Annotated in this window: 25 protein-coding genes; 15 read left to right on the top strand and 10 right to left on the bottom strand. The window is 61.0% G+C overall.

Annotated elements, in window-relative coordinates:
* Positions 1 to 25: 25 nt before the first annotated feature.
* Positions 26 to 661, bottom strand: a complete 636-nt coding sequence (locus HX811_RS18100; protein WP_177046784.1) for a TetR/AcrR family transcriptional regulator — start codon at positions 659 to 661, stop codon at positions 26 to 28.
* A 252-nt stretch (positions 662 to 913) separates the two neighbouring features.
* A complete protein-coding gene (locus HX811_RS18095; protein WP_003213894.1) occupies positions 914 to 2,290 on the bottom strand; it encodes a glutamine synthetase family protein in 1,377 nt (458 codons plus the stop codon).
* Between the two features lie 278 nt (positions 2,291 to 2,568).
* Here HX811_RS18095 and HX811_RS18090 point away from each other — a divergent pair, with 278 nt between their 5' ends.
* The 8 genes from HX811_RS18090 (at position 2,569) to HX811_RS18055 (ending at position 11,825) form a co-directional block, all read left to right on the top strand.
* Complete coding sequence (locus tag HX811_RS18090) at positions 2,569 to 3,348, top strand: gamma-glutamyl-gamma-aminobutyrate hydrolase family protein (RefSeq protein WP_003213893.1); 780 nt, start codon at positions 2,569 to 2,571, stop codon at positions 3,346 to 3,348.
* Between the two features lie 39 nt (positions 3,349 to 3,387).
* Positions 3,388 to 4,746 (top strand): glutamine synthetase family protein, encoded by a 1,359-nt coding sequence (locus tag HX811_RS18085; RefSeq protein WP_003213891.1) that lies wholly within the window; start codon positions 3,388 to 3,390, stop codon positions 4,744 to 4,746.
* A gap of 58 nt (positions 4,747 to 4,804) precedes the next feature.
* Positions 4,805 to 6,169 (top strand): aspartate aminotransferase family protein, encoded by a 1,365-nt coding sequence (locus HX811_RS18080; RefSeq protein ID WP_003213889.1) that lies wholly within the window; start codon positions 4,805 to 4,807, stop codon positions 6,167 to 6,169.
* Positions 6,170 to 6,376: 207 nt separating this feature from the next.
* Positions 6,377 to 7,471, top strand: a complete 1,095-nt coding sequence (locus tag HX811_RS18075) for a polyamine ABC transporter substrate-binding protein (protein WP_177046887.1) — start codon at positions 6,377 to 6,379, stop codon at positions 7,469 to 7,471.
* Positions 7,472 to 7,711: 240 nt separating this feature from the next.
* Complete coding sequence (locus HX811_RS18070; RefSeq protein WP_003213885.1) at positions 7,712 to 8,806, top strand: polyamine ABC transporter substrate-binding protein; 1,095 nt, start codon at positions 7,712 to 7,714, stop codon at positions 8,804 to 8,806.
* Positions 8,807 to 8,881: 75 nt separating this feature from the next.
* Entirely contained in the window at positions 8,882 to 10,024 is a 1,143-nt protein-coding gene (locus HX811_RS18065) for an ABC transporter ATP-binding protein (RefSeq protein WP_003195240.1), read from the top strand.
* Entirely contained in the window at positions 10,021 to 10,941 is a 921-nt protein-coding gene (locus tag HX811_RS18060; protein ID WP_003213882.1) for an ABC transporter permease subunit, read from the top strand. The genes HX811_RS18065 and HX811_RS18060 overlap by 4 nt, the downstream gene beginning before the upstream one ends.
* Positions 10,938 to 11,825: an ABC transporter permease subunit gene (locus HX811_RS18055; protein ID WP_008438909.1), complete on the top strand. Its 888-nt coding sequence runs from the start codon at positions 10,938 to 10,940 to the stop codon at positions 11,823 to 11,825. Before HX811_RS18060 ends, HX811_RS18055 begins: the two co-directional genes overlap by 4 nt.
* Before the next feature lie 144 nt (positions 11,826 to 11,969).
* Here HX811_RS18055 and HX811_RS18050 read toward each other — a convergent pair whose 3' ends face one another.
* Positions 11,970 to 12,611, bottom strand: coding sequence for an HD domain-containing protein (locus HX811_RS18050; protein WP_177046783.1), 642 nt, complete (start codon positions 12,609 to 12,611; stop codon positions 11,970 to 11,972).
* Positions 12,612 to 12,879: 268 nt separating this feature from the next.
* Between HX811_RS18050 and HX811_RS18045 the strand changes: the two genes are divergently transcribed.
* Positions 12,880 to 13,845, top strand: coding sequence for a GlxA family transcriptional regulator (locus tag HX811_RS18045; RefSeq protein WP_177009079.1), 966 nt, complete (start codon positions 12,880 to 12,882; stop codon positions 13,843 to 13,845).
* On the opposite strand, the gene HX811_RS18040 is transcribed toward HX811_RS18045, so the two are convergent.
* Positions 13,823 to 14,176, bottom strand: a complete 354-nt coding sequence (locus tag HX811_RS18040; protein ID WP_008438910.1) for a carboxymuconolactone decarboxylase family protein — start codon at positions 14,174 to 14,176, stop codon at positions 13,823 to 13,825. The genes HX811_RS18045 and HX811_RS18040 overlap by 23 nt on opposite strands.
* Before the next feature lie 99 nt (positions 14,177 to 14,275).
* On the opposite strand from HX811_RS18040, the gene HX811_RS18035 reads away from it, so the two are divergent.
* Positions 14,276 to 15,178 (top strand): AraC family transcriptional regulator, encoded by a 903-nt coding sequence (locus HX811_RS18035; protein ID WP_177046781.1) that lies wholly within the window; start codon positions 14,276 to 14,278, stop codon positions 15,176 to 15,178.
* Positions 15,179 to 15,307: 129 nt separating this feature from the next.
* Here the strand turns inward: HX811_RS18035 and HX811_RS18030 are convergent, their stop codons facing one another.
* Positions 15,308 to 17,662 carry a penicillin acylase family protein gene (locus HX811_RS18030; protein ID WP_177046779.1) on the bottom strand — a complete coding sequence of 785 codons (2,355 nt, stop codon included), beginning with the start codon at positions 17,660 to 17,662 and terminating at the stop codon, positions 15,308 to 15,310.
* Between the two features lie 239 nt (positions 17,663 to 17,901).
* Between HX811_RS18030 and HX811_RS18025 the strand changes: the two genes are divergently transcribed.
* Both HX811_RS18025 and HX811_RS18020 read left to right on the top strand, forming a co-directional pair.
* Positions 17,902 to 18,987, top strand: a complete 1,086-nt coding sequence (locus HX811_RS18025; RefSeq protein WP_177046777.1) for a GNAT family N-acetyltransferase — start codon at positions 17,902 to 17,904, stop codon at positions 18,985 to 18,987.
* On the top strand, positions 18,984 to 19,859 hold the full coding sequence (locus tag HX811_RS18020) for a hypothetical protein (protein ID WP_087693269.1): 876 nt from the start codon (positions 18,984 to 18,986) through the stop codon (positions 19,857 to 19,859). Before HX811_RS18025 ends, HX811_RS18020 begins: the two co-directional genes overlap by 4 nt.
* Here HX811_RS18020 and HX811_RS18015 read toward each other — a convergent pair.
* The 4 genes from HX811_RS18015 to HX811_RS18000 all read right to left on the bottom strand — a co-directional run bounded on the left by HX811_RS18015 (position 19,856) and on the right by HX811_RS18000 (position 22,540).
* Positions 19,856 to 21,082, bottom strand: coding sequence for a DegT/DnrJ/EryC1/StrS family aminotransferase (locus tag HX811_RS18015; protein WP_134327492.1), 1,227 nt, complete (start codon positions 21,080 to 21,082; stop codon positions 19,856 to 19,858). The two genes, HX811_RS18020 and HX811_RS18015, sit on opposite strands and share 4 nt — an antisense overlap.
* A complete protein-coding gene (locus HX811_RS18010; protein WP_008438917.1) occupies positions 21,079 to 21,492 on the bottom strand; it encodes a multidrug efflux SMR transporter in 414 nt (137 codons plus the stop codon). Before HX811_RS18010 ends, HX811_RS18015 begins: the two co-directional genes overlap by 4 nt.
* Positions 21,492 to 21,848, bottom strand: a complete 357-nt coding sequence (locus tag HX811_RS18005; RefSeq protein WP_003213864.1) for an EamA family transporter — start codon at positions 21,846 to 21,848, stop codon at positions 21,492 to 21,494. Before HX811_RS18005 ends, HX811_RS18010 begins: the two co-directional genes overlap by 1 nt.
* A gap of 107 nt (positions 21,849 to 21,955) precedes the next feature.
* A complete protein-coding gene (locus HX811_RS18000; RefSeq protein WP_003213861.1) occupies positions 21,956 to 22,540 on the bottom strand; it encodes a DUF6436 domain-containing protein in 585 nt (194 codons plus the stop codon).
* Between the two features lie 111 nt (positions 22,541 to 22,651).
* Between HX811_RS18000 and HX811_RS17995 the strand changes: the two genes are divergently transcribed.
* Positions 22,652 to 23,593 (top strand): alpha/beta hydrolase, encoded by a 942-nt coding sequence (locus HX811_RS17995; RefSeq protein ID WP_177046775.1) that lies wholly within the window; start codon positions 22,652 to 22,654, stop codon positions 23,591 to 23,593.
* A gap of 104 nt (positions 23,594 to 23,697) precedes the next feature.
* On the opposite strand, the gene HX811_RS17990 is transcribed toward HX811_RS17995, so the two are convergent.
* Positions 23,698 to 24,450 carry a DUF2059 domain-containing protein gene (locus HX811_RS17990; RefSeq protein ID WP_177041151.1) on the bottom strand — a complete coding sequence of 251 codons (753 nt, stop codon included), beginning with the start codon at positions 24,448 to 24,450 and terminating at the stop codon, positions 23,698 to 23,700.
* Between the two features lie 131 nt (positions 24,451 to 24,581).
* Between HX811_RS17990 and HX811_RS17985 the strand changes: the two genes are divergently transcribed.
* Positions 24,582 to 25,214 (top strand): 2OG-Fe(II) oxygenase, encoded by a 633-nt coding sequence (locus HX811_RS17985; protein WP_003213854.1) that lies wholly within the window; start codon positions 24,582 to 24,584, stop codon positions 25,212 to 25,214.
* A 2-nt stretch (positions 25,215 to 25,216) separates the two neighbouring features.
* Positions 25,217 to 25,705: DUF523 domain-containing protein (locus HX811_RS17980; protein ID WP_177046885.1), on the top strand; the 489-nt coding region annotated here is incomplete at its 3' end.

The following is a 25,705-nucleotide window of genomic DNA, read 5'->3' as shown; positions in this document are numbered from 1 at the left end:
ATTCCCACGCAGAGCGTGGGAATGATCATGTGACCACCCGCTTGGGCAAGAACGCCGGCAGATAAAGCCCCACATACGCATCAAACACCCGCATGCCTTCCTCGGCCATGCGCGGGGTGATTTGCCCGTGCTGATGCACCGAGCGCGCGTAGACGCGGTCGCTCAGTTCCAGGGCCAGGGCAAACACGTCGACATCGGCGGGCAGGCTCGGCACCTCAAAGTGCCGGTTGAACACCTCAAACATCAGGTTTCCCAGCTCCAGGTCGTGCTGGCGGTCGGCCTGTGTCACTTCGGTCAGCCCGTGCTGGGCCAGGATCAATTGCCGGGCGGCGGCGTCGTTGCTGTAGATGCTGAGCATGCGCTGCTCGACCACGCAGGACAGGTCGCGCCAGTGCTTGAGTGAATCATGATCGATGGGCGCCTGAATGGCCGCGCGAAAGGCTGCATGGACATCAGCGGTCAGCGCCTCCAGCAACGCCGGCACGCTGGCGAAGAAGTGATACACCGATGACGGTGGAATCTGCGCCCGCTCGGCCACGCTGTAGATCGACAGGCTGGCCACGCCTTCGGCGGCCAGCAAGGTGCGGGCGGCGTCGAGGATCGCGTCGATCCGGGCCTGGCTGCGGGCGCGGGGTTTGCGAGGAGTGGCAGGGCGATTCATTGAAGTCTCCTACAGGGCAGCGGGCATTGTACGCAGAGCCACTGGATGATCCATACCCTGTGGCGAGGGAGCTTGCTCCCGCTGGACTGCGCAGCAGGCCCAAGACCTGCACCTCGGTTCCGCCTGAAAGAACCCGGTGTTCTTATTGGGGCCGCTTCGCAGCCCGGCGGGAGCAAGCTCCCTCGCCACCACAGCCATAAAAAAACGCCGTAGGCCAAAGGCCTGCGGCGTTTTTTTTAGCCCGGCAACCGCTTACACGGTATGCAGGTACCAGTTGTACTCAAGGTCGGAGATGGAGTGTTCGAACTCCTCCAGCTCACTTTCCTTACAGGCGACGAAGATATCGATGTATTTAGGATCGATGTACTTGGCCATCACCTCGCTGTCGTCCAACTCGCGCAGGGCATCACGCAGGTTGTTCGGCAGGCTCTGTTCGTTCTGCTCGTAACTGTTGCCTTCCACCGGTGCGCCAGGCTCGATCTTGTTGGTCAGGCCGTGATGCACGCCCGCCAGGACCGAAGCCATCAGCAGGTAAGGGTTGGCATCAGCCCCGGCCACACGGTGTTCGATACGTACGGCGTCAGACGAGCCGGTCGGTACGCGAATCGCCACGGTGCGGTTATCCAGGCCCCAGCACGGCGAGTTCGGCACGTAGAACTGTGCGCCGAAACGACGGTAGGAGTTGACGTTAGGGCACAGGAACGCCATTTGGGCGGGTAGGGTCTCCAGCACACCGCCGATCGCGTGACGCAATGCGGCGTTCTGCTCGGGATCCTCGCTGGCAAAGATGTTCTTGCCGTCCTTGTCCAGGATCGAAATGTGCACGTGTAGGCCGTTGCCTGCCTGGCCCGGGTAAGGCTTGGCCATGAAGGTGGTGTCCATCTCATGGTCGTAGGCGATGTTCTTGATCAAGCGCTTGAGCAGTACCGCGTAGTCGCAGGCCTTTATAGGGTCGGCAACGTGGTGCAGGTTCACTTCGAACTGCGCCGGGGCACTTTCCTTGACGATGGCGTCGGCAGGGATGCCTTGCTCTTTTGCACCTTCCAGAATGTCCTGGAGGCAGTCGACGTATTCGTCGAGGTCGTCGATCAGGTAGACCTGTGTCGAGTGCGGGCGTTTGCCGGAGATCGGCGAGCGGGGCGGTTGTGGCCGGCCATTCACGTTCTCCTGGTCAATCAGGTAGAACTCCAGCTCGAATGCGGCGCAGATGGTCAGACCGAGGTCGTCAAATTTGCTTACAACTTGGCGGAGTACTTCGCGAGGATCGGCGAAGAAAGGTTCACCTTCGAGTTCGTGCATGGTCATCAGCAGTTGCGCGGTTGGGCGCTTTTGCCAGGGTTCATTGCACAGGGTGTCGGGGATTGGATAACAGATTCGGTCAGCATCACCGATGTCCAGACCCAGGCCGGTGCTTTCCACCGTTGAGCCGTTGATATCCAGGGCAAATAGAGAGGCAGGCAGGTTAATGCCCTTCTCGTAAACCTTGTGGAGGCTGGTGCGTTCGATGCGCTTGCCGCGCACCACACCATTCATATCCGCAATTAGAAGGTCTACGTACAGAACCTCAGGATGATCCTTAAGGAACGCGTTCGCTTCGTTAAGCTGAACGGCACGCGGGGGTACCGACATGATGCAACACCTTTGTTGTTAAAAATATCAATCATTGATCTCTTCGGGTTTCAGTCAACCCGAACGGCATGCCGAAGTCAAGCGAGGCCTTTTTTGCCCTAAAAAAGCGCCGTGAGGGCTTTTTTGGGGCTTTTTGGGGCAATTTTTTGGGATTGGGGCTCTTGGAACCAGCACGTTTGAGCGGGCCGTGTTGTATTTTTTACGGGGGTGTTGTGTAAAAAAATGAACAAGGCTAAGCTCGATTCAAACCCATAACAGCAATAATACCGGGGTGCTTCATGTCTCGCCTGCCGTTAATCGGCGTCACCGCCTGCTCCAAACAGGTCGGTCTGCATGCTTATCACATCAGTGGCGACAAATACGTCCGTGCAGTGGCCACCGCTGCCAAGGGCTTGCCGTTGATTATTCCGTCCCTGGCGGATCTGCTCGACCCGGCCAATATTCTTGACGGTCTGGACGGCATTCTATTTACCGGCTCACCTTCCAATATCGAACCCTTTCACTACGACGGTCCGGCCAGCGCGCCCGGGACTGCTCATGATTCTGCACGGGACCAAACCACCCTGCCGCTGCTGCGTGCAGCCATAGCGGCCGGCGTTCCGGTACTGGGGATTTGCCGTGGCTTCCAGGAAATGAACGTGGCGTTTGGCGGCAGCCTGCACCAGAAGGTTCATGAAGTGCCGGGCATGATGGATCACCGCGAAGACGACACCCAGCCGCTGGACATCCAGTACGGCCCGGCACATCCGGTAACCATCTCCCCGAATGGGGTATTGGCAAGCCTGGGCTTGCCGTCGACGATCCAGGTCAACTCGATTCATTCACAGGGGATTGATCGCCTGGCGGCCGGTTTCCAGGTCGAGGCCACCGCGCCGGATGGCCTGATCGAAGGCTTTTCAGTGCCCGCGGGCAAGGCTTTTGCTTTAGGAGTGCAATGGCACCCCGAATGGCAGGTAAGCTCTAACCCGCACTACCTCGCAATCTTCCAGGCATTTGGCAATGCCTGTCGAAAGCGGGTGATGCAACGCGACGCGGATGCTGCGTCAACTTACGCCTGACCTTTAATGGATGTCAGGAAACACAGCCCAGAGGCATTTATGAGTAACAACCTCGACCAGCTCACCGATTGGTTGAAAGACCACAAGATCACAGAAGTCGAATGCATGATTGGCGACCTCACCGGCATCACCCGGGGCAAGATCTCGCCGACCAACAAGTTCATCGCCGAAAAAGGCATGCGCCTGCCCGAAAGCGTTCTGTTGCAGACCGTGACCGGCGACTATGTCGAAGACGACATCTATTACGAATTGCTCGACCCGGCCGACATCGACATGATCTGCCGCCCGGACGAGAACGCAGTGTACCTCGTGCCCTGGGCCATAGAGCCTACGGCCCAGGTGATCCACGACACCTACGACAAGCAAGGCAACCCGATCGAGCTGTCGCCGCGCAACGTGCTCAAGAAAGTCCTCAAGCTCTACGCCGACAAGGGCTGGCAGCCCATCGTGGCGCCGGAGATGGAGTTCTACCTGACCAAGCGCTGCGAAGACCCGGACTTCCCGCTGCAACCGCCGATTGGCCGCTCCGGTCGCCCGGAGACTGGCCGCCAGTCCTTCTCTATAGAAGCGGCCAACGAATTCGACCCGTTGTTCGAAGACGTCTACGACTGGTGCGAATTGCAGGAACTGGACCTCGACACGTTGATCCACGAAGACGGCACGGCGCAGATGGAAATCAACTTCCGTCACGGCGACGCACTGTCCCTGGCCGACCAGATCCTGGTGTTCAAGCGCACCATGCGCGAAGCGGCGCTCAAGCACGACGTGGCGGCCACCTTCATGGCCAAGCCCATGACCGGCGAGCCCGGCAGCGCAATGCACCTGCACCAGAGCATCATCGATATCGCCACCGGCAAGAACGTGTTCTCCAATGAAGACGGGACCAAGAGCGAGCTGTTCCTGCACCACATTGGCGGCCTGCAGAAGTTCATCCCCGAGCTGTTGCCGCTGTTCGCCCCTAACGTCAACTCGTTCCGCCGCTTCCTGCCCGACACCTCGGCGCCGGTCAACGTGGAGTGGGGCGAAGAGAACCGCACCGTTGGCCTGCGGGTTCCAGACGCCGGCCCACAAAACCGTCGGGTGGAAAACCGCCTACCGGGCGCCGATGCCAACCCGTACCTGGCGATTGCCGCCAGCTTGCTGTGTGGCTACATCGGCATGGTCGAAGGCATCAGCCCAAGCGCGCCGGTGGTGGGCCGTGGTTACGAGCGCCGCAACCTGCGCCTGCCGCTGACCATCGAAGACGCCCTGGAACGCATGGAAAACAGCAAGACCATCGAGAAATACCTGGGTCACAAATTCATCACAGGCTACGTCGCGGTCAAGCGGGCCGAGCATGAAAACTTCAAGCGCGTGATCAGTTCGTGGGAGCGGGAATTCCTGCTCTTCGCCGTCTGATGCGCCGGGCGCGCCCTTCAAACGGCGCGTCCTCACCTGAAACATCTAGGAGATTGGTATGTCCAGCAACAACCCGCAAACCCGTGAATGGCAAGCCTTGAGCAGCGATCACCACCTGGCGCCGTTCAGCGACTTCAAGCAATTGAAAGAGAAAGGCCCACGGATCATCACCAAAGCCCACGGCGTTTACCTGTGGGACAGCGAAGGCAACAAGATTCTCGACGGCATGGCCGGCCTGTGGTGCGTGGCGATCGGTTACGGTCGCGATGAACTGGCTGATGCGGCCGCCAAGCAGATGAAAGAACTGCCTTACTACAACCTGTTCTTCCAGACCGCCCACCCGCCGGTGCTGGAACTGGCCAAAGCCATCTCCGATATCGCCCCGCAAGGCATGAACCACGTGTTCTTCACCGGCTCCGGCTCCGAGGGCAACGACACCATGCTGCGTATGGTCCGCCACTACTGGGCGATCAAAGGCCAGCCGAACAAGAAAACCATCATCAGCCGCAAGAATGGCTACCACGGTTCAACCGTGGCCGGCGCCAGCCTGGGCGGCATGACTTATATGCATGAACAAGGCGACTTGCCGATCCCGGGCATCGTCCACATCGCCCAGCCTTACTGGTTCGGCGAAGGCGGCGACATGAGCCCGGAAGAATTCGGCGTGTGGGCGGCCAACCAGCTGGAAGAGAAGATCCTGGAACTGGGCGTGGACAACGTCGGTGCCTTTATTGCCGAGCCGATCCAGGGTGCCGGTGGCGTGATCGTGCCGCCAGACAGCTACTGGCCGCGCATCAAGGAAATCCTCGCCAAGTACGACATCCTGTTCGTGGCTGACGAAGTGATCTGTGGGTTTGGCCGCACCGGTGAGTGGTTCGGTAGCGATTTCTACGGCCTCAAGCCCGACATGATGACCATCGCCAAGGGCCTGACCTCCGGCTACATCCCGATGGGCGGCCTGATCGTGCGCGACGAAGTGGTCGCCGTGCTGAACGAAGGCGGTGATTTCAACCACGGCTTCACCTATTCCGGTCACCCGGTGGCGGCAGCGGTAGCCCTGGAAAACATCCGCATCATGCGCGATGAACAAATTGTTAAGCACGTGCACGACGAAACGGCACCCTATTTGCAAAAGCGTTTGAGGGAACTGGCTGATCACCCGCTGGTGGGTGAAGTTCGCGGTGTGGGCATGCTCGGTGCCATCGAACTGGTTCAGGACAAGGCAACGCGCAAGCGTTATGAAGGCCGTGGTGTTGGCATGATCTGCCGCACGTTCTGCTTCGAGAATGGCCTGATCATGCGCGCCGTGGGCGACACCATGATCATTTCGCCACCGCTGGTGATCAGCAAGGCCGAGATAGACGAGTTGGTGACCAAGGCGCGGCACTGCCTGGACCTGACTTTGGCGGCATTGCAGGGCTAAATGCTAGGCTCAGAACGCAGCGCCTGTCGGGCGCTGCTTCTGGGGTGTTAGAAAAGCGGGGCATTGGTTGAAAGCCGGCCCCTGAACTTGCCAGACTGTCGCCCTGTTTTGTCGCCCTTAGACGGGCTGCGAAACACGTTGTAATTAAAGAACGAACGTGGCCCAAAAAAGAAAAAATTGGAGCATGACCGAATGAAGGCATTAGGTTTGAAGAACGCTGGCAAGACCCTCCTGGCCTTGTCCCTGATGGGGGCCATTGCAGGCGCGGCACACGCCGACGATAAAGTGCTGCACGTTTATAACTGGTCCGACTACATCGCACCGGACACCATCGCGAACTTTGAAAAAGAGTCCGGGATCAAGGTGGTCTATGACGTGTTCGACTCCAACGAAACCCTGGAAGCCAAGTTGTTGGCAGGCAAGTCCGGCTACGACATTGTCGTGCCGTCGAACAACTTCCTCGCCAAGCAGATCAAGGCCGGTGTTTACCAGGAACTGGACAAGTCCAAGCTGTCGAACTACGACAACCTGAACAAGTCCCTGCTTAAAGCCGTGTCCATCAGCGACCCGGACAACAAGCACGCCTTCCCGTACATGTGGGGCTCGATCGGCATCGGCTACAACCCGGAGAAGGTCAAGGCCGCACTGGGCATCGACAAGATCGACTCGTGGGACACCATCCTCAAGCCGGAAAACCTCGCCAAGCTCAAAGGCTGCGGTGTGAGCTTCCTCGATTCGCCAACCGAAATGCTGCCAGTGGCACTGCATTACCTGGGCCTGCCGACCGACACCCAGAAGAAGGAAGACCTCAAGCAAGCCGAGGCCCTGTTCCTCAAGCTGCGTCCTTCGATCGGCTACTTCCACTCGTCCAAGTACATTTCCGACCTGGCCAACGGCAACATCTGCGTAGCCGTGGGTTATTCGGGTGACGTGCAACAGGCCAAGTCCCGCGCGGCTGAAGCCGGTGGCAAGGTCAAGGTTGCCTATGACATTCCGAAAGAAGGTGCCGGCAGCTTCTATGACATGGTCGCCATCCCTAAAGATGCCGAGAACGTCGACGCTGCCTACAAGTTCATGAACTACCTGCTGAAGCCGGAAGTCATGGCGGGCATTACCAACAGCGTACGTTTCCCGAACGGTAACGAGAAAGCTACCGCGTTGGTCGACAAAGACATCACCAGCGACCCAGGCATTTATCCGCCAGCGGACGTGCAAGCCAAGCTGTATGCCATTGCTGACTTGCCGGCTGCTACTCAGCGGGAAATGACCCGCAGCTGGACCAAAATCAAATCGGGCAAGTAAGCCTTAAGACCTGTGGGAGCAGGCTGGTGTGGGAGCGGGCTTGCTCGCGAAGACGGTGTGTCAGCTAGCGTATGTATCAACTGATACGCCGCTTTCGCGAGCAAGCCCGCTCCCACATAGCCCGCTCCCACCCATTAAATGACAGAAAGTTTTGCCGGATCGGTTTATCGAGGGTAAGTTGCGCGCCGGTTTTGTTGCCGGGCAACAACTTCGGGCCCAACTATTTAAGAGGACCTCCACTTGCCAATTTCTTTATTTCGCAAAGCCTTGCTGGTGGGTGCAGGTATCACGCTGGCTGTCAGCGTGCAGGCCGCGCCGACTGTGCATATTTATAACTGGTCGGACTACATCGGCCCGGACACCCTGGCCAACTTTGAAAAGGCCACCGGCATCAAGCCGGTATACGACGTGTTTGATTCCAACGAAACCCTGGAAGGCAAGTTGCTCGCCGGGCGTACCGGGTATGACGTGGTCGTGCCGTCGAACCACTTCCTCGGCAAGCAGATCAAGGCCGGCGCGTTCCAGAAGCTCGACAAGTCGCAACTGACCCACTACGCCAACCTCGACCCGGCGCTGCTCAAGCGTCTGGAAAAGAACGACCCGGGCAACCAGTACGCCGTGCCGTACCTGTGGGGCACCAACGGTATTGGCTACAACGTCGACAAGGTCAAGGAAGTATTGGGCGTCGACCATATCGACTCCTGGGCCGTGCTGTTCGAGCCGGAAAATATGAAGAAGCTGGCCACGTGCGGTGTGTCGTTCATGGACTCGGCGGATGAAATGCTGCCGGCGGTGCTCAACTACATGGGCCTCAACCCCAACAGCACCAACCCTGAAGACTACAAGAAGGCTGAAGAGAAACTCCTGAAAGTGCGTCCCTACGTGACCTACTTCCATTCTTCCAAATACATCTCGGACCTGGCCAACGGCAACATCTGCGTGGCGGCCGGTTTCTCCGGTGATGTGTTCCAGGCCAAGGCTCGTGCAGCCGAGGCGGGCAAGGGCGTGAACATCGCCTATGTGATTCCGAAAGAAGGCGGCAACCTGTGGTTCGACGTGCTGGCCATCCCCAAGGATGCCACCAACGTCAAAGAGGCCCTCGCCTTCATCAACTATTTGCTGAAACCTGAAGTGATCGCTCAGGTCAGTGATTACGTCGGTTACGCCAACCCTAACCCAGGGGCGGACAAACTGATGGAGCAATCGATACGCACCGACGAAGCGGTTTACCCACCGCAGGCGGTTCTCGACCGGACTTTTGTCAACTTCGAGCTACCCCCGAAAGTGCAACGTTTGATGACCCGTAGCTGGACCAAGGTCAAGACGGGCAAGTAAGGCTTAACGCTCAAACTATCCAAGGCTGGCCCGTATTGGGCGAGCTGCACTCTTTTTATTCTGGGAGTTTCGTAAATGGCAGTTGCCTCCGGCGCCTATAAGAAAGCCCTCGAGGGCGACCAGACACCGAAAAAGGTGCTGGTCAAAATCGACCGGGTCACGAAGAAGTTCGACGAGACGATTGCGGTGGACGATGTGTCCCTGGAAATCAAGAAAGGCGAAATCTTCGCCTTGCTCGGCGGATCGGGTTCGGGCAAATCCACCTTGCTGCGCATGCTCGCAGGCTTCGAGCGCCCAACGGAAGGACGCATTTACCTCGACGGTGTGGACATCACCGACATGCCGCCGTACGAGCGGCCGATCAACATGATGTTCCAGTCCTACGCCTTGTTCCCCCACATGACCGTGGCCCAGAACATCGCGTTTGGCCTGCAGCAGGACAAGATCCCCAAGGCCGAGGTCGACGCCCGCGTGGCCGAGATGCTCAAGCTGGTGCAGATGAGCCAGTACGCCAAGCGCAAGCCGCACCAGCTGTCCGGCGGCCAGCGTCAGCGGGTGGCGCTGGCGCGTTCCCTGGCCAAGCGTCCGAAACTGCTGCTGCTCGATGAGCCGATGGGCGCACTCGACAAGAAGCTGCGTTCGCAGATGCAACTGGAACTGGTGGAGATCATCGAGCGCGTGGGCGTGACCTGCGTGATGGTGACCCACGACCAGGAAGAAGCCATGACCATGGCCGAGCGCATCGCGATCATGCACCTGGGCTGGATCGCCCAGATCGGCAGCCCGATCGACATCTATGAAACGCCGACCAGCCGCCTGGTGTGCGAGTTCATCGGCAACGTCAACATCTTCGACACCCAGGTGGTGGACGACGCCGAAGGCCACGCGGTACTCAAGTGCCCGGACCTGGACCGCGATATCTACGTCGGCTACGGCATCGCCACTTCGGTGGAAGACAAGTCGGTGACCTACGCCATCCGCCCTGAAAAGCTGCTGGTGACCACCGAAATGCCGACCTGCGAGCACAACTGGTCCAGCGGCAAGGTGCATGACATCGCCTACCTCGGCGGCCATTCGGTGTTCTACGTCGAATTGCCGAGCGGCAAGCTGGTGCAATCCTTCGTGGCCAACGCCGAACGCCGTGGCCAGCGCCCTACCTGGGGCGACCAGGTGTACGTGTGGTGGGAAGACGACAGCGGCGTGGTACTTCGCTCATGAACATGAAGAAGTTCAAACGCCAGCTGCAACGAATAACCCCCGGTGGCCGGCATGTGGTCATCGGGATCCCTTTCCTCTGGTTGTTCCTGTTCTTCATGCTGCCGTTCTTCATCGTCTTGAAGATCAGCTTTGCCGAAGCCGACGTGGCGATCCCGCCTTACACCGAGATCTACACCTTCGTTGAACAGAAACTGCAGTTGGTGCTGAACCTGGCCAACTACGGGATGCTGGGCGATGACGAGTTGTACATCGCGGCGTACCTGGGCTCGCTGAAGATGGCGTTTTTCAGCACCATCCTCTGCCTGCTGATCGGCTACCCGATGGCCTACGCCATTGCCAGCGCACGCAAGGAAATCCAGACCGTGCTGGTGCTGCTGATCATGATGCCGACCTGGACTGCGATCCTGATCCGGGTCTATGCGTGGATGGGCATCCTCAGCAACAACGGTTTGCTCAACGGCTTCCTGATGTCCATCGGGTTGATCAACGAACCGCTGCAGATCCTCAACACCAACATTGCGGTGTATATCGGCGTGGTCTATTCGTACCTGCCGTTCATGATCCTGCCGCTGTACGCCAACCTGGTGAAGCACGACCAGAGCCTGCTGGAAGCCGCATCGGACCTGGGTTCGAGTACCTTCAACAGCTTCTGGAAAATCACCGTGCCGCTGTCCAAGAACGGCATCATCGCCGGCTGCATGCTGGTGTTTATCCCGGTGGTGGGCGAGTTCGTGATCCCGGAACTGCTGGGCGGTCCGGAGACCCTGATGATCGGTAAAGTGTTGTGGCAAGAATTCTTCAACAACCGTGACTGGCCGGTGGCGTCTGCCCTGGCGGTAGTGATGCTGGCGATCCTGATCGTGCCGATCATCCTGTTCAACCGCAGCCAAGCCAAAGAGATGGAGGGCAAGATATGAAGCGCGTCAGTTTCTCAAGCTTCATGCTGGTGGCGGGGTTGCTGTTCATCTACCTGCCGATGCTGATCCTGGTGATCTACTCGTTCAACGAATCCAAACTGGTGACGGTGTGGGGCGGTTGGTCGATCAAGTGGTATGTGGGCCTATTGGACAACACCCAGTTGATGGGCTCGGTCGGCCGCTCCCTGGAAATCGCCTGCTACACCGCGATTGCGGCGGTGGCACTCGGTACATTGGCGGCGTTCGTGCTGACGCGCATCAGCCAGTTCAAGGGCCGCACGCTGTTCGGCGGCCTGGTGACGGCGCCGCTGGTGATGCCGGAAGTGATCACCGGCCTGTCGCTGTTGCTGCTGTTCGTGGCCATGGCGCAGATGATCGGCTGGCCGCAGGAACGTGGCCTGGTGACCATCTGGATCGCCCACACCACGTTCTGTTCGGCGTATGTGGCGGTGGTGGTGTCGGCGCGCTTGCGTGAGCTGGACCTGTCGATTGAAGAGGCAGCCATGGACCTGGGTGCGCGGCCGTGGAAGGTGTTCTTCCTGATCACCATCCCGATGATCGCGCCGTCGCTGGCGGCGGGCGGCATGATGTCGTTCGCGCTGTCGCTGGATGACCTGGTGTTGGCCAGCTTCGTGTCGGGGCCGGGTTCGACCACGTTGCCGATGGAAGTGTTCTCGGCGGTGCGCCTGGGGGTTAAACCCGAGATCAACGCCGTGGCCAGCCTGATTCTGTTGGCGGTGTCGATCGTGACGTTCCTGGTGTGGTTCTTCAGCCGTCGTGCCGAAGAGCACCGCAAGAAAGCGATCCAGCAGGCGATTGAAGAAGCGGCTGCGGATGGTTGGGAGAAGCCGGCGGATTCGCGTCGGGCTCCAGCACCGGTCTAATCAGATAGCCCTGAAGAAACCGGATCAAAAATGTGGGAGCGGGCTTGCTCGCGAAAGCGCAGTGTCAGTCACCGGATGTATTGACTGATCCACTGCCTTCGCGAGCAAGCCCGCTCCCACATTTTGATTGCATTCCAATTCGGGTTAAGCAGTCCAAGGCGACTTGCGAATCACCTCGACGAAGTTCATCGGCTTGAACCCCGGCTCCTGATCCACCAGCACATCGGTCTTCACGTTGCCAAACGTGGTCTGCGGGCGATGGCGCAGGCCGTCGGCAAACGCGCAGATGATGCACTCCTTGAACCCTTCACCCCGTGGATGCGCGTGCACCACCGCTTCGCGCTGCACGCTGCTGAAAGCCGCGTACTCCATCCCCAACACATCCATTTCGACGCCCGCCGTCACCAGCGCCACGGTTGGACGCAAGTGCTTGGGCACCCCCGGTGTGGTGTGCAGGGCGATGGACAACCACACCTGTTCGATGTCGTCATCGCTCAACCCGTAAGGCTTGAGAAAGTCCGCCGCCGCGTTGGCGCCGTCCACTTCAAAGCGTTCGTCGTCACTGCGGTGACCTTCCACCAGGCCCAGGTCGTGGAACATCGCGCCGACGTACAGCAACTCCGGGTTATAGGCCAACTGCTGGCGCTCGCCGCTCAATGCGCCGAACAGGAACACCCGGCGGGAGTGGTGGTACAACAGGTCGGATTCGATGTCGCGGATGTATTCGGTGGTGGCCTTGGCCAGGGCGCTGTCCGGGATCTTGATGCCGGCGATGGTGGTGCTCATGGTCGTTCTCCTCAAGAAAGCGCCGGGGTTGGCGCCGATGAGTCCAGTCTGGTCGCGCGCCCGCGAAGGGGCCATCGCGGCGAGGATGCGATCCCGGCCAATGTGCCGCGATATCGCGCCAAGGCTATGCGCGATCAAATGTAGGAGCTGGCTTGCCTGCGATAGCATCACCTCGGTATACCTGATGGACCGCGTCGCCTGTATCGCAGGCAAGCCAGCTCCCACAGGGGTTTTGCATTTATTCAGTTGGAAAAAGGTGTTTCTATCCATGGGCAAAACCGTCGCCATCCTGATCTTCCCCGGCGTCCAGTCACTGGACGTGACCGGGCCCCTGGATGTGTTCTGCGAGGCCAACCGTTTTCTGCCGCCCGAGGCGCATTACCAGTTGGAGGTGATTGGCCTGGGGCACGGCAACATGGCCTGTTCCAACGGCTTGTCGTTGCAGGCACACCGGCATTTCAGCGAGGCCCTCGAGCCTTACGACTTGCTGTTGATGGCCGGCGGGCCGCAGCTGCCCTTCGAGGATTTCGGCCCGGTGTTCAATCAATGGCTGCGGGACGCAAGCGCGCGGGCGAAGCGCTTCGGCTCCATCTGCAACGGTGCCTTCATGCTCGCCCGCGCCGGGTTGCTGGACGGGCGCACCGTCACCACCCACTGGGGCGACGCTGCCGATCTGGCCAGCTTGTGCCCATCGGCCCAGGTCGAAGCCGACCGCCTCTATGTGCAGGACGGCAACCTCTACACCTCGGCCGGGGTGACGGCGGGCATCGACCTGTCGCTGTACCTGCTGGCCCAGGACCACGGCCCGGAAGTCGCCCTCAGCGTGGCCAAGCGCCTGGTGGTGTTCACCCAGCGTTCCGGCGGGCAGTCGCAGTTCAGCCCGTTCCTGACACCCCACGCGCAAGCCACCTCGGCGGTGGCGCTGGTGCAGCTGTATGTATTGGCCAACCTGACGGGCGACCTGACCATCGCCGACCTGGCCAAAGCCGCCAACATGAGCGCGCGCAACTTCTCGCGGGTATTTGCCCGGGAAGCGCAGATCACTCCGGCGGAGTTCGTCGAGCGGGCGCGGGTGGATGCGGCGCGGGTAATGCTCGAAAGCACCCACGCACCGCTCAAGACCGTGGCGTATCAATGCGGCTTTCGCGATGCCCAGCACATGCGCAGTGTGTTCAATCGCCGGCTGGGCGTGACGCCGCAACAATTCCGGCTTAATTTTGCGGCGCCGGTTTGAGCGTGTCATAGGCTTCCAGGGCGCGCAGCGAGTAGATATACGCCGCGCCGGCATTCAGCGAGATCGCGGTGGCCAGGGTCGCGGCCACTTCTTCGCGGGTGGCGCCGGCCTTGATCGCCGCGTCGGCATGCACGCCGATGCAGCCGTCACAGCGGGTGGTGATGGCCACGGCGATGGAAATCAACTCGCGGGTCTTGGCATCGAGGACGTCATTTTCCTCGGCTGCTTCCCCCAGCGCCATGTAGGCTTTGACCATCTTCGGGTTGCTCTTGCCCAGCGCGCCAAAGGCTTTCTTCACGGTAGGCAGCAAGTCGGACCAGTTATTGAACATCGTGTTAACTCCTGAACGGGTTGGGTGTGAAGCCAGTGTGCGCGGTTCAGGTTTGGCGCTTTTGTTCGATCCACTCACCTTTTTGACCGATGCTCGCAAATGAACTCCATCGACACCCTCATCGCGTTGGCCAACCTGCAGGGCAGCCTGGACCTGCGTTGCCAGTTCCAGGGCGCCTGGGCCATGGACCACGAGCCCGAGCCGCTGGGCGTGGCGCCGTATCACATTGTGCTGACGGGCACGTGCCGCGCCGAATTGTCCGGCGGGCAGCAGGTGACGTTGGAGGAGGGCGACATCCTGTTGATGCCCGGTGGCGCGACGCACCTGGTGCGCAGCCAGGGCGCGCGGGTAAAGCCGGTGGCGCAGACCGTGATCGAAGGCGGCTTGCTGCCGATCCATCGCCTGGGCGGTGAGCAGCCGGACGTGGACATGCTCTGCGGCAGCTTTCGCTACAACCGCCAGTCGTTGCTGTTCAGTGCGTTGCCGGACTACCTGGTGGTGTCCAGCCGGCAGTGGCAGGCCGATGGGCAGTTGGCGGCATTGATCGCACTGCTGCGCAGCGAGGCGGACGGGCAGCGGCTGGGGGCGCGGTTTTTCATTGATGCGCTGTCGTCGGCGTTGTTCACCCTGATCCTGCGGGCATGGCTGACGCAGCAAGCGCCGGTGGCGGGCACCTTTGCCTTGTTGACCGACAAACGCCTGGGCAAGGCCTGGCAGGCGATGCTGGCGGATCCTGGGCATGAGTGGACCATCGACAGCCTGGCCAGCGCCGCGTCGATGTCTCGGGCGACCTTCATGCGTGGGTTTGTCAAAGTGGCGGGCGTGTCGCCGTGGGTGTTGCTGACGCAGTTGCGCATGGAGCTGGCGTTCAACCTGCTGCATCAGTCGCGGCTGAGCCTGACGGATATTGCCGCTCGGGCGGGGTATCAATCCCAGGCGGCGTTCAGCAAGAAATTCAAGGAAACCTACGGTGAGGCGCCGGGGCGGCTGCGTACCCGCTAGAAGCAACAATGGAGATCAACTGTGGGAGCTGGCTTGCCTGCGATAGCGGTGTGTCAGTCAACATTTCTATCGACTGACACACCGCTATCGCAGGCAAGCCAGCTCCCACACAGTCCGTATTTCAAGCATCTACCTGGCCGGCAACAGCTTGAGCGTACTACGAGTATTCGCCGTCACTTCCTCATCATTGAAATGCGCCTGCTCATACCCGCCTTCGATGTACGTCTCCGCCTGATCGGAATAGTGCTTGTCGAACGGCACACCACTCTGCCCGACCGGGTTGATGGTCAGCCCATGTGCGGCATCGGCGAAATCAATCAGGCGTCGGGTCGACGGCCCGTACGTCACCGGCCACGGCGCCGGGCCGATCTGTGCGGATTGGTTGTTGGGCACTTCATGGCTGCCGGGAGCGGCAAACGGGCCCACGTTGACGATCTTGTCCAACGGCTTCTGCGAGCCCAGTGGATGGCCGTGGGTCAGGGTGTGGGCCTTGCCCCATTGCCACTGCGATGGATCCTCACCAAAGGTCGCCTTGAGGTGTTGCAGGCTGTTGTCCCAGGCAAGCTTGACGGTCTCGGCGCGGTGGCCATCCCACCACGGCGAATCCGCTGAAGCGGCCAGGCGCGGCAAGGCTGCGTCCACTACCCGAGTGGTGAGCAAGGTCTTGAACATCCCATCGCCCAGTTTCGGGTGGAACGCCGCGTCAGTGAGGTTGAACAGGAACTGGTTGAACAGCGTGGCACTGGTGGAGTCCAGCGGGTAATCGCCTTTCCAGGCTGCCAGTTGCTCCACCAGCTTCAACTGCGCCGGGTCCTTGACCACCTCACGCAGCACCGGCAGCAGCGGTGCCAGCAGCCGTGGGCCGTAGGCGGTGGTGGTGCCGAGCTGCAAGGCCTGGCTGTTTTCCACGTCCCATTTCACGCTGTTGTCGCTCAGTTGCGCGTTCAACTGCTGGCCACGGTCCGCCAGGTTGTAATACCCGGGGATCGGCATGCCGGTGGGTGACGCCGGCTGGGCATTGGCGGACACCACATAACCGCGGGCCGGGTTTTCTTCCTGGGGGTTGGCGCTGAATGGGTAGAAACCGAGCTTGTCCGCCTGGGCGGTACTGCCGTCGAGGATAAAGCCCGGGTTGACCCCGGCCGGGCGGATCGGCAATTGCGCCGCCGCCCACCAGCCGATATCGCCCTTGGCATTGGCCCATACGATGTTCAAGCCAGGCGCCTGGACCTTGGCCGCCGCCGCACGCGCTTTGGCGAGGGTATCGGCACGGTTGAGCTGATAGAAACCGTCGAGGATCGGGTTTTCGGTATCCAGGAATGCCCACCACATGGCAATCGGCGTCTTGCCGGCATTCTCGCCGAGCACGTCATTGATGATCGGGCCGTGGGGCGAGGTGCGCAGGGTCAGGGTTACCGGGTCCTGGCCCTTGACCACGATCTGTTGCTCGCTGCTGGTCATGTCCACCCACTTGTCGTGGTACCAGACCTGGTTGGGGTTGTCCGGGTTGACCTTCTCGGCGATCAGGTCGAGGTCATCGTTCTGGAACATGGTCAGGCTCCAGCCGAAATCCTTGTTGTGGCCCAGGAACGCCACCGGCACCAGCGCGTTGTGATAGCCGTAAAGCTCGAAGCCCGGCGCCGACAGCTGCGCCTCGTACCACACCGACGGCACCGAGAAACGGATATGCGGGTCACCCGCCAGCAACGGCTTGCCGCTCTTGGTGCGGCTGCCGCTGATGGCCCAGGCGTTGCTGCCTTCGAACTGCGGCAGGCCGTTGTCGGCCATGGCCTGTTCGCTCAACTGGGCAATGGCGCCGAGGTCTTTCCAGTCACCGGCCGCCAGGTTCAGCGCGCCCTTGGGCTGCCAGTCGAGGTCGAAGACCTTCAGGTAGTCGTTGCCCAACTGATCGCGTACGTAGGTCAGCAAGGGTTCGGTGCGAAAGGCGGCGGCAAAGCTGTAGGCCAGGTAGCCGGCGACGCTGATGGTGTCTTCGGCGGTGAACGGGCGCTTGGGGATGCCCAGTACGTCGAACTCCATGGGTTTGGCGTGGCTGTCCTGATACTGGTTGACCCCGTCCAGGTAGGCTTGCAGGGCCTTCCAGGACGCAGACTCATGGTCCATGTGTTCGACGTAGCTCAAGGCGCGCTCGCGAATGCGCAGGCTGCGAAATAGCTTGTCGGTCTCCAGCAGCTTGGGCCCCAGCACCTCGGCCAGCTCGCCACGGGACAGGCGCCGCATGATTTCCATCTGGAACAGCCGGTCCTGGGCATGCACGTAGCCGAGGGCACGGTACAGGTCAGTCTCGTTCTCGGCGCGGATATGCGGCACGCCTCGGTCGTCGTAGCGCACCGTGACCGAACCTTGCAGATGGGCCAGCTCCACCGTGCCCTGGCGGGTCGGCTGCTTGCTGTACACGTACCAGCCGGCGCCAACCATAAGGGCTACGAGCAGGATGGCCAGCGCGGTCAGGATGCGTTTCATGGGTTGTCCCTTATTAGTCGGTCACCGTGAAGATTCGGGCAGTTTAGTGGGTTTGGCGAGCGCTGCGGAAAATGCTCTCGGGTTCGTGCTCCCTGAACCTGAGCTGCATGAAGTGGGGGTTCTGAAGTGGGCCGCGAGTGGGCGGAGTATTATGTTTACTCTGTTACATGAAACCAGCGGCGCGATGATTCACCCCGTCATCCGGGCGCGCCTTTGCTATCACTTTCGGAATGCAATTTATGACAGATCCCAGCCGTGCACAGGTGCCTTATGCCTGCTGCATGGAAACGCCATCGCTGATCAGCAATTTTTTGCGATACCCGCCGGCGGGCTTCACTGCCCAGCTGTCAGCACAGGGACTGCCGTACTTTTTCACCAGGTTCGACCTGCAGACCACCGCAGACGATGAGCTGCGTGCCCGCCTGCGCAGTTGGCCGGGGTACCGTTTGTGGCAGTCATGGCTGCATATCGACACCTGTTTTATCGGCACCACGGTCAGCGAATATTCCCCGTTCCCGCTGAACGTAGCGCCACAGGACATGGCGCAATGGCTGCAAGAGGAATGTGCACCGCAACGCAAACTCACCATCGTCAAGGATGTGCCGCTGGATTCTCCGCTGCTCAGCGTTGAGGACAATCGCTATGCACACGCGTTGATCGAGGCCTGCACCGAGCGCGGATTCATCAATGTAGAGGGCCAGGCGCTGGCCTATGTACCGATCGACTTCAGCTCGACGGATGAGTATCTGTCGCGGTTGTCCCATAGCCGTCGCCGCAATATCCGCCGCAAGTTGCGCAGCCGCGATGAGCTGCGCATCGAGATCCTGGACACCGGCGATGCCCGCTTCAGCGATGAGCAATGGCAGCAGGAACTGTATCGGCTGTACAAGGCGGTGTACGCACAGAGCGAAATCCACTTCGACTTGCTCACGCCCGAATTCTTCATCCAGTTGCTCACCGATGCCGACAGCGGCGGGCATGTGTTCTGCTACTGGGACGAGGACGAACTGGTTGGCTATAACCTGTGCTACCAGCAAGACGGCAAGTTGCTCGACAAGTACATTGGCCTGAACTACCCGCTGGCGCTGGAGCACAACCTGTACTTCGTCAGTTGGTTTGTGAACCTGGAGTTCGCCCTGGAAAAGGGCCTGCAGTTTTATGTCGCGGGGTGGACCGATCCGCAGGTCAAATCCAGCCTCGGCGCCAAGTTCACGTTTACCCGCCATCTGGTCTGGGTGAGGAACCCGCTGCTGCGCAAAGTGATGAACCGTTTCCGGCACCATTTTGAAAGCGATACGCAGTGGCAGCAGGAGCAAACCGCATGAGCCAGGCCCGTCCCGCATTGATCCTCGATTTTGACGGGGCCGTGAATAACATTCCCGGCGCCCTTACCCTGCCGTTGCAAGCCTGGCAGGAGAAAATCCGTTTCGGCTGCCGCTGGGCGCAGTTCAAGGAGCTGGAGAGCGCCCTGCACGCGCAGATGCCCAGCGATTACGGCTGTGTGTTTACCGGCAGCGGTGATTATCACCACCTCAGCCAGCTGTTGTTGAACCGTCTTCCCACCCAGCAAAAGATCCAGCTGATCATTTGCGATAACCACCCGGACAACATGCGTTATCCGTTTGGCATCCATTGTGGGTCCTGGGTCTACTGGGCCAGCCGCCTGCCGCAGGTCGAGCACGTTCACGTGCTGGGCATTGGCTCGCCGGACATTTCCCTCAAGCACGCCTGGGAGAATCACTGGTCGCCGCTGGTGAAACGCAAGCTGACCTACTGGAACACCAACGTCGATACCCGCTGGTTGAACTGGATCGGCGCAGGCCGCAGCAATCGTGCATTCACCAGCGCGGACGAGTTGATGAGCGCGTTCCTGGCGCAGCTCGACCGTTCGCTGCCGGTGTATCTCTCCATCGACAAAGACGTGCTGAGCCCGCAGGTGGTGAATACCAATTGGGACCAGGGCGAGTTTCTGGAGAAGCATTTGAATGCGCTGATCGACGCCTGCCACGGCAGCATTATTGGCGCGGACATTACCGGTGACGTGTCCGCCTACCACTACCAGAGCAAGTTCAAGCGCTGGCTGAGTGCGTCGGATGGCCAGGAAGAGCTGCCGGAGAACCAGGTGGTGATCTGGCAACAGCAGCAGAATGAGCTGAATGCGCGCTTGTTGACCCGTATCGATCAAAGCTGGGCCTAGCGTTTAAGAATCCGCCGCAGATGATCCAGCACTTGCTCGAACAGCTCGTCCGTCAGCCAGTGGCTATTGCTGATCGACAGTGTCTGGGCGGCGAAGCTTTGCGCGCGGGGGATATCGGCGCCTTGCTGTAACAGCGGGGTGAGTGCCGGGTAGCCCGGCAATACGTGGATGAACAGGCGGGTGACGCCCAGGCCTGCCGTCCACAGCTGCGCCATCGCGGTATCGCGGGTTTGTGCGCTGGGCATCACCACCATCAGGAACGGCCAGGTGCCTTGCTGGCCCGGGCTGTCGGTCAACACCGACACGCCGGGCAAGCTGCTCAGCTGCGCCACGCGACGCAAGGCCCGCAGGCGGCCTTGCTGCAAATGCTCGGGCAAGCGGGCCAGGGCTGCGGCGCCGACCTTCTGGCGATAGCCGCCGAGGCGGTGCAACGGAATATCGTTGACGGAAAAATCATCGCCCACCGCCGCCACTTCATCGCCCCGCGCCAACGCCGCCCGCAGCGGCTTGCCGTACACGTACCTCAGCCCGCGGGGCTGATACGCCGCGGCATAGCCCCACAGCTCGGCGCTGCGTTGCACTTCCCAGCGCAGGCTGAAGGGCAAGTCCTGCCGGCATTGCTGGTGCAACGCCTGATGCAGCGCCGGATCCCGGCTGAACAACACACCGCCTTCAGCCGTCGTCAGGCCTTTGCCCAGCGCCATGCTGAAAAAGCCGATGTCGCCTTTCAGTCCGACGCTTTTTCCATCATCCAGTGCGCCCATGGCTTGGGCGGCGTCTTCGATCACCGCAATGCCGAGTGGCTCGGCAATGCGCTTGGCAGCCTCCACATCCGCCACACGCCCGGCCAGGTGAGTGACGACGATCGCCAAGGTGTTTTGGTTGCACAGCTGCGCCAGCTGGTGTTCGTCCAGGTCGATGCTGCCGGGCTGCAGATCGCACGCCACCACGCGCAAAGGCGGGCAGTGATGGGCCGCCAGGGCCACCAGCGGGCAGGTATAGGCCGGCACGATAAGCTCGGTGCGCCCCGGCGTGCGCTGCTGCAACACCCGCAGCGCCATGATCAGCGCGGCGGTGCCGGAGCAGGGCAGGGCCGGCAGCGGGATGTCGAGCTGTCGGGCCAGGTCGCGGGCCAGGTCGCCCGAGCGGTTGAACAAGTCCTGCCAGCGCAGGGGAAGCCCCGCCGTTGGCGGAATCTCCCGCTGGCTGACAACGGGCGTCATGACGCCAGCGTCTGCGAGGGTTCGGCCTCGACGGTCTTGCTTTCTTTGTCTTCGCTGCGCGCCAGGCACAGGATGCCCGCGATAATCAGCGCGCCACCGACGATTTTGGGCAGGGTAAGGGTGTCGTTGAACAGCCAGACGGAGATCAGCGTCACGCTGATCAGCTCCAGGTGTGACGCCGCAAACGCCGGGCCCACCGGGGCGTATTTCAACAGCGTCATCCAGGTGAAAAATGCGCCGATGTAGCCCACGAATGCGCCGTAGATCCATGGCGCACCGAACACGCGGATCAGCCAGGCGGCGTCCATCGTCAGCGGTTCGGCATGAATCGAGGCGAACTTGAAACTGACCTGCGCCAAGGTATCGAAAATGATCAGCGACAGAAAACCGAGGATATAAAACCGTTTCATTACTCGAACCCCACGACGGTCACGCCACAGGCGATCAGCATGATGCCGATCAACCGCCATTTGCTCAGGCTTTCCTTGAACAGGAAACGCCCCGCAATCATGATCACGACAATATTGATGGAGCCCAGCATCACCCCGACCGACAACGGAACCAGTGTCAGGAAGGCCAGCCACAGCACGAATTCGAACACATAGCAGATGATGCCCAGCCAGATCCACGGACGCTTGAGCATATGGCGCCAGTGGGCCATGCCGTCATGCTCGGCGCTGGCTGAGGCTGCGGCTTTGAACGCCAACTGGCCGGACGTATCAACGATAACGTTGAGTATCCAGAGGATGATGGTTAATTGGCTCATGTGTTCCCGTGTCGTCTGCTTGTACGGCTCGTTGCTTACGATACAGGAGCGTGCCGATACAGTTGTTCGAGTTTGTCGAACGAACAGCGTCTGTTCAGCTTGCCGGGTCAGGGTGGAGACGTTTCCCCGTTCCACTCGCAATAACAGCCCACCGCCAGGGTGTGGGTCGCATTGACCTCGCGTCCGCCTTCGAGGGCTTGCAGGATCGGCTCGATAAAGCTGTTGCTGGAGTTACACGTCAACCCTTCGCTGTAGGGCCCGAAATACGCCAGCTTGCCGCTGCGGTCCCAGATGCCCACGGCAGGGCTGGCCGGCAGATGCTGGGCACCGGGCACGGCCTTGAGGGCCTTCATCGAGCCCAGGGTGGCGGGCAACTGCCCGTGGCTGCCGGCTTTCTGCAGGGAATAGAACTCCACGCCCTGGGGGGCGTACTGCTCGATCAACTCGCCAAGGTGCTGCTGGTTGCCGACATTGCACGGGCAGGCGGGGTCCCAGAAGTGCACCAGGCGGATCGGGCCCGGGCCGGCAAGCTCGGCCGGCAGGCTCAGGCTGTCACCGGAAAACACCGCCGTATGCTCACTGAATGCCCGCAGGTAGCGTCCCTGGAACCAGTCATACGCCGCCCACAACACCCCGGCGCAAATGATCACGATCAGGCTGGCGAAGAGGGTGGTGCGGTAGGGCTGTCGCATTTGGATCAATCCTCGGAGGACGCGTAGCTTGCCATGCTTGCCCTGACAGATGAATATCGCGGCTCGATATTCATCTGTTCAATGCGTTGAAGCCACAGTCTGGAAGTTCTTATGCCCGTTACGTTTGACCCTGATCATCTACGCGAAAGCTTGCGGCCACTGGTGGACGCGCAGCCGCTTTCAGCCGAGGCCCGGGTCTACCAGCGCTTCTACGGCCTGGACCTCACTGCCCGCAAGGTGCCCGCGACAAGCCGCCTGGGGCGGTTTGCGGTGGATGGGTTCGACGTGGTCTGCCAGGTGTGGTGGCCACCGGTGCCGGTGGCGACGATGTTCCTGTTCCATGGCTTCTACGACCATATGGGCCTGTACCGGCATGCCGTGGACTGGGCGCTGGACCAGGGTTTTGTGGTGATCGCCTGCGACTTGCCGGGCCACGGCCTGTCCAGCGGCGAGCGGGCCAGCATTGATGACTTTGCGGTGTACCAGGACGTGGTGCAGGCGTTGTTTGAACAGGCCAGGGCGCTGCAATTGCCGCAGCCGTGGCACTTGTTCGGGCAAAGCACCGGCGGCGCGATTGTGGTGGATCACCTGCTTAGCCATGGCGTCGACAGCCCGGCCCAGGGCAAGACGTTCCTGTTGTCACCGCTGGTGCGGCCCCGCGCCTGGGGCTGGTCGCAGCTCAGTTATTACCTGCTCCGGCCGTTCGTCAAAGGCATTGCCCGGCGCTTCAGCGATAACACCAACGACCCGCAGTTCAAGCCGTTCCTGGAGGCCGACCCATTGCAGCCACGGCAGTTGCCGACTGCCTGGGTGGGCGCCCTGGCGCGCTGGATCAAACGTGTTGAAGCGGCGCCACGCAGCACGCGGCGGCCGTTGATCGTGCAGGGTGAGGAAGACATGACGGTGGACTGGCAGCACAACCTGAACGTGCTGCGCAGCAAGTTCGACCAGCCGGAGGTGTTGATGCTGCCGCGAGGCAGGCATCACTTGGCGAATGAGATTCCGGAGATTCGGCAGCAATACTTCAGGTTTCTCACCGACCACCTGAAATAACGCAATCCAAATGTGGGAGCGGGCTTGCTCGCGAAGGCGGTCGATCAGTTAGCATAACCAGTGACTGGCACACCGTCTTCGCGAGCAAGCCCGCTCCCACAGGGTTACTGCGCCAGGCTCGAGGTGCTTTGGCCGACCGCCAGCCCGGCGCGAATCGCCGCCAGTGCCGCCTTGTAGTACGCCTTGCCCTCCGGCGACTCCGCGAACGTCGCGAACTCTTCCAGCTCCGGGTCGGACAAATCCCGGTAGACGTACAACAGCGTGTTGTTCAGATCATTGCCAATCTGCTGCATCAGGCGCTCACGCTGGCCGTTCAACATGCCCTGCGCCTGGCCGCCGCCCAACAGCCCGGGGATCATCTGGCTCAAGCTGTCGGCCGCCACGCCGGCAATCGCCAGGCTGACTTCAGCCCCGGCTTCCCGCGCAGGCAGGGCCTGGGCCAGGTGGCCGATGATCAGGCTGCGGGTGGCATCGGCTTCCATGTGCGGCAAGCCCTGGGCGTTCTTCGCCAGTTGATCGCGGCGGGTGGCCAGCAACTCGGCGGCGACAATCTTGCGGCCCAGCGGCGACTGGAAGAAGGCCAGTGCCGGCTTAGGGTCCGCCAAATTCTTGCGCAGTTGCGCTTCGGCTCGCCGGTCTACCGACTGGGGCGCGAAGCGTTTATTGCTGTTGTCCACCAGCGCCTGATACACCGCCGGCGGCAGGCTATTGCGGTAGCGTTGCTGGGCGGCACTGAGGGCGTCATTAAAATGCGCGCGCTGGTCTGCCCAGCCGGCGACCTTGTACAACTGGTCATGGCTGTCTGCCCAGGCGGGCAAAACGCAGAACATCAGCAAGGAAAAAAACAAACGACGCATATGGACTCCTGTCAGTCGGCCACTATTGTCCGTGTCGGGCGTAGGATTTGTCGAGAAATCCTATCGGTCACCTGACTAAAGTGTATTCAGACGCTCGGCGGCTCTGTCGGATTCACAGGCGTATGGATACTATGCGCGCCATGCCCATACCCTCCGATCACCCGCTGCTGTTACGCATTGTCGATGACCTGGCCGCACAAGGCTGGTCGCAGCAGAATATCTTCCTGCCCGAGGCTCTGACCCTCGAACTGGCGGCTGAGTGCCAAAAACGCGCCGCCGAAGGTGAATTGGCGCCCGCGGCGGTCGGACGGGGGCCTTCCCAGGAGATTCGCGAGGGCATCCGGGGTGACCATATCCAGTGGCTGGAGCCGGGCGAGGTGGTGGCCTGCGATAACTACCTGGAGCTGATGGACAGCCTGCGGGTGGCGATGAACCGTGGCCTGTTCCTGGGCCTGGAAGACTTCGAAAGCCACTTCGCGATGTACCCGCCGGGGGCGTTTTACCTCAAGCATGTGGACCGTTTTCGCGATGACGACCGGCGCATGGTGTCGGCAGTGATCTACTTGAACAACGCCTGGCTGCCGGAACATGGCGGCCAGTTGCGCATGTACCTCAAGGGCGACGTCGAATACGATGTGGTGCCCACCGGCGGTTGCCTGGTGGTATTCCTGTCGGGGGAAATCCCCCATGAAGTCATGCCCGCCACCCGCGAACGCCTGTCCCTCACCGGCTGGTTTCGCCGGCGGGGCAACGAGCCGTTTTGATGATGCAAAGGATTCTGGTCAGCCGCTGCCTGCTGGGGCACCGGGTACGCTACGACGGAGGGGCCAGCGGGCCTTTCGATCAATTGGCCGCGTGGCAGGCCGAAGGCCGGGTGGTTGCCGTGTGCCCGGAAGTGGCGGGTGGCTTGCCGACGCCACGGCCGTCTGCCGAAATCCCGGGCGGGCAGGGGATTGACGTGTGGGAAGGCCGCGCCCAGGTGCTGACGGCCCAGGGGGAAGACTTCAGCGAAGCCTTCCTCGATGGCGCCCGCCAGGCATTGGCGCTGGTACAGCGTCACAATATCCGCGTCGCCGTACTCAAGGCCAACAGCCCGTCGTGCGGCAATCTGCTGACCTATGACGGTACCTTCACCGGCGTGAGGGTCACGGGCGAAGGCGTGACGGCGGCCTTGCTCAAGCGCCATGGGGTGCTGGTGTTCAGTGAGCTGGAATTGCCCGAAGCGGCAGCGGCCCTGGCAAAATGCTCAAGCCCG

Origin of the sequence: Pseudomonas sp. F8002 (assembly GCF_013385495.1) — a bacterium.
GTDB lineage: Bacteria > Pseudomonadota > Gammaproteobacteria > Pseudomonadales > Pseudomonadaceae > Aquipseudomonas.
Note: the sequence above shows the minus strand (reverse complement) of the source record. Positions and strands in the feature narration are given on the sequence as shown.

Coding starts and splice junctions, on each gene's coding strand:
- HX811_RS18100 (WP_177046784.1), bottom strand. CDS start 661: ATGAATCGCCCTGCCACTCCTCGCAAACCCCGCGCCCGCAGCCAGGCC.
- HX811_RS18095 (WP_003213894.1), bottom strand. CDS start 2,290: ATGTCGGTACCCCCGCGTGCCGTTCAGCTTAACGAAGCGAACGCGTTC.
- HX811_RS18090 (WP_003213893.1), top strand. CDS start 2,569: ATGTCTCGCCTGCCGTTAATCGGCGTCACCGCCTGCTCCAAACAGGTC.
- HX811_RS18085 (WP_003213891.1), top strand. CDS start 3,388: ATGAGTAACAACCTCGACCAGCTCACCGATTGGTTGAAAGACCACAAG.
- HX811_RS18080 (WP_003213889.1), top strand. CDS start 4,805: ATGTCCAGCAACAACCCGCAAACCCGTGAATGGCAAGCCTTGAGCAGC.
- HX811_RS18065 (WP_003195240.1), top strand. CDS start 8,882: ATGGCAGTTGCCTCCGGCGCCTATAAGAAAGCCCTCGAGGGCGACCAG.
- HX811_RS18060 (WP_003213882.1), top strand. CDS start 10,021: ATGAACATGAAGAAGTTCAAACGCCAGCTGCAACGAATAACCCCCGGT.
- HX811_RS18055 (WP_008438909.1), top strand. CDS start 10,938: ATGAAGCGCGTCAGTTTCTCAAGCTTCATGCTGGTGGCGGGGTTGCTG.
- HX811_RS18050 (WP_177046783.1), bottom strand. CDS start 12,611: ATGAGCACCACCATCGCCGGCATCAAGATCCCGGACAGCGCCCTGGCC.
- HX811_RS18045 (WP_177009079.1), top strand. CDS start 12,880: ATGGGCAAAACCGTCGCCATCCTGATCTTCCCCGGCGTCCAGTCACTG.
- HX811_RS18040 (WP_008438910.1), bottom strand. CDS start 14,176: ATGTTCAATAACTGGTCCGACTTGCTGCCTACCGTGAAGAAAGCCTTT.
- HX811_RS18035 (WP_177046781.1), top strand. CDS start 14,276: ATGAACTCCATCGACACCCTCATCGCGTTGGCCAACCTGCAGGGCAGC.
- HX811_RS18030 (WP_177046779.1), bottom strand. CDS start 17,662: ATGAAACGCATCCTGACCGCGCTGGCCATCCTGCTCGTAGCCCTTATG.
- HX811_RS18025 (WP_177046777.1), top strand. CDS start 17,902: ATGACAGATCCCAGCCGTGCACAGGTGCCTTATGCCTGCTGCATGGAA.
- HX811_RS18020 (WP_087693269.1), top strand. CDS start 18,984: ATGAGCCAGGCCCGTCCCGCATTGATCCTCGATTTTGACGGGGCCGTG.
- HX811_RS18015 (WP_134327492.1), bottom strand. CDS start 21,082: ATGACGCCCGTTGTCAGCCAGCGGGAGATTCCGCCAACGGCGGGGCTT.
- HX811_RS18010 (WP_008438917.1), bottom strand. CDS start 21,492: ATGAAACGGTTTTATATCCTCGGTTTTCTGTCGCTGATCATTTTCGAT.
- HX811_RS18005 (WP_003213864.1), bottom strand. CDS start 21,848: ATGAGCCAATTAACCATCATCCTCTGGATACTCAACGTTATCGTTGAT.
- HX811_RS18000 (WP_003213861.1), bottom strand. CDS start 22,540: ATGCGACAGCCCTACCGCACCACCCTCTTCGCCAGCCTGATCGTGATC.
- HX811_RS17995 (WP_177046775.1), top strand. CDS start 22,652: ATGCCCGTTACGTTTGACCCTGATCATCTACGCGAAAGCTTGCGGCCA.
- HX811_RS17990 (WP_177041151.1), bottom strand. CDS start 24,450: ATGCGTCGTTTGTTTTTTTCCTTGCTGATGTTCTGCGTTTTGCCCGCC.
- HX811_RS17985 (WP_003213854.1), top strand. CDS start 24,582: ATGCGCGCCATGCCCATACCCTCCGATCACCCGCTGCTGTTACGCATT.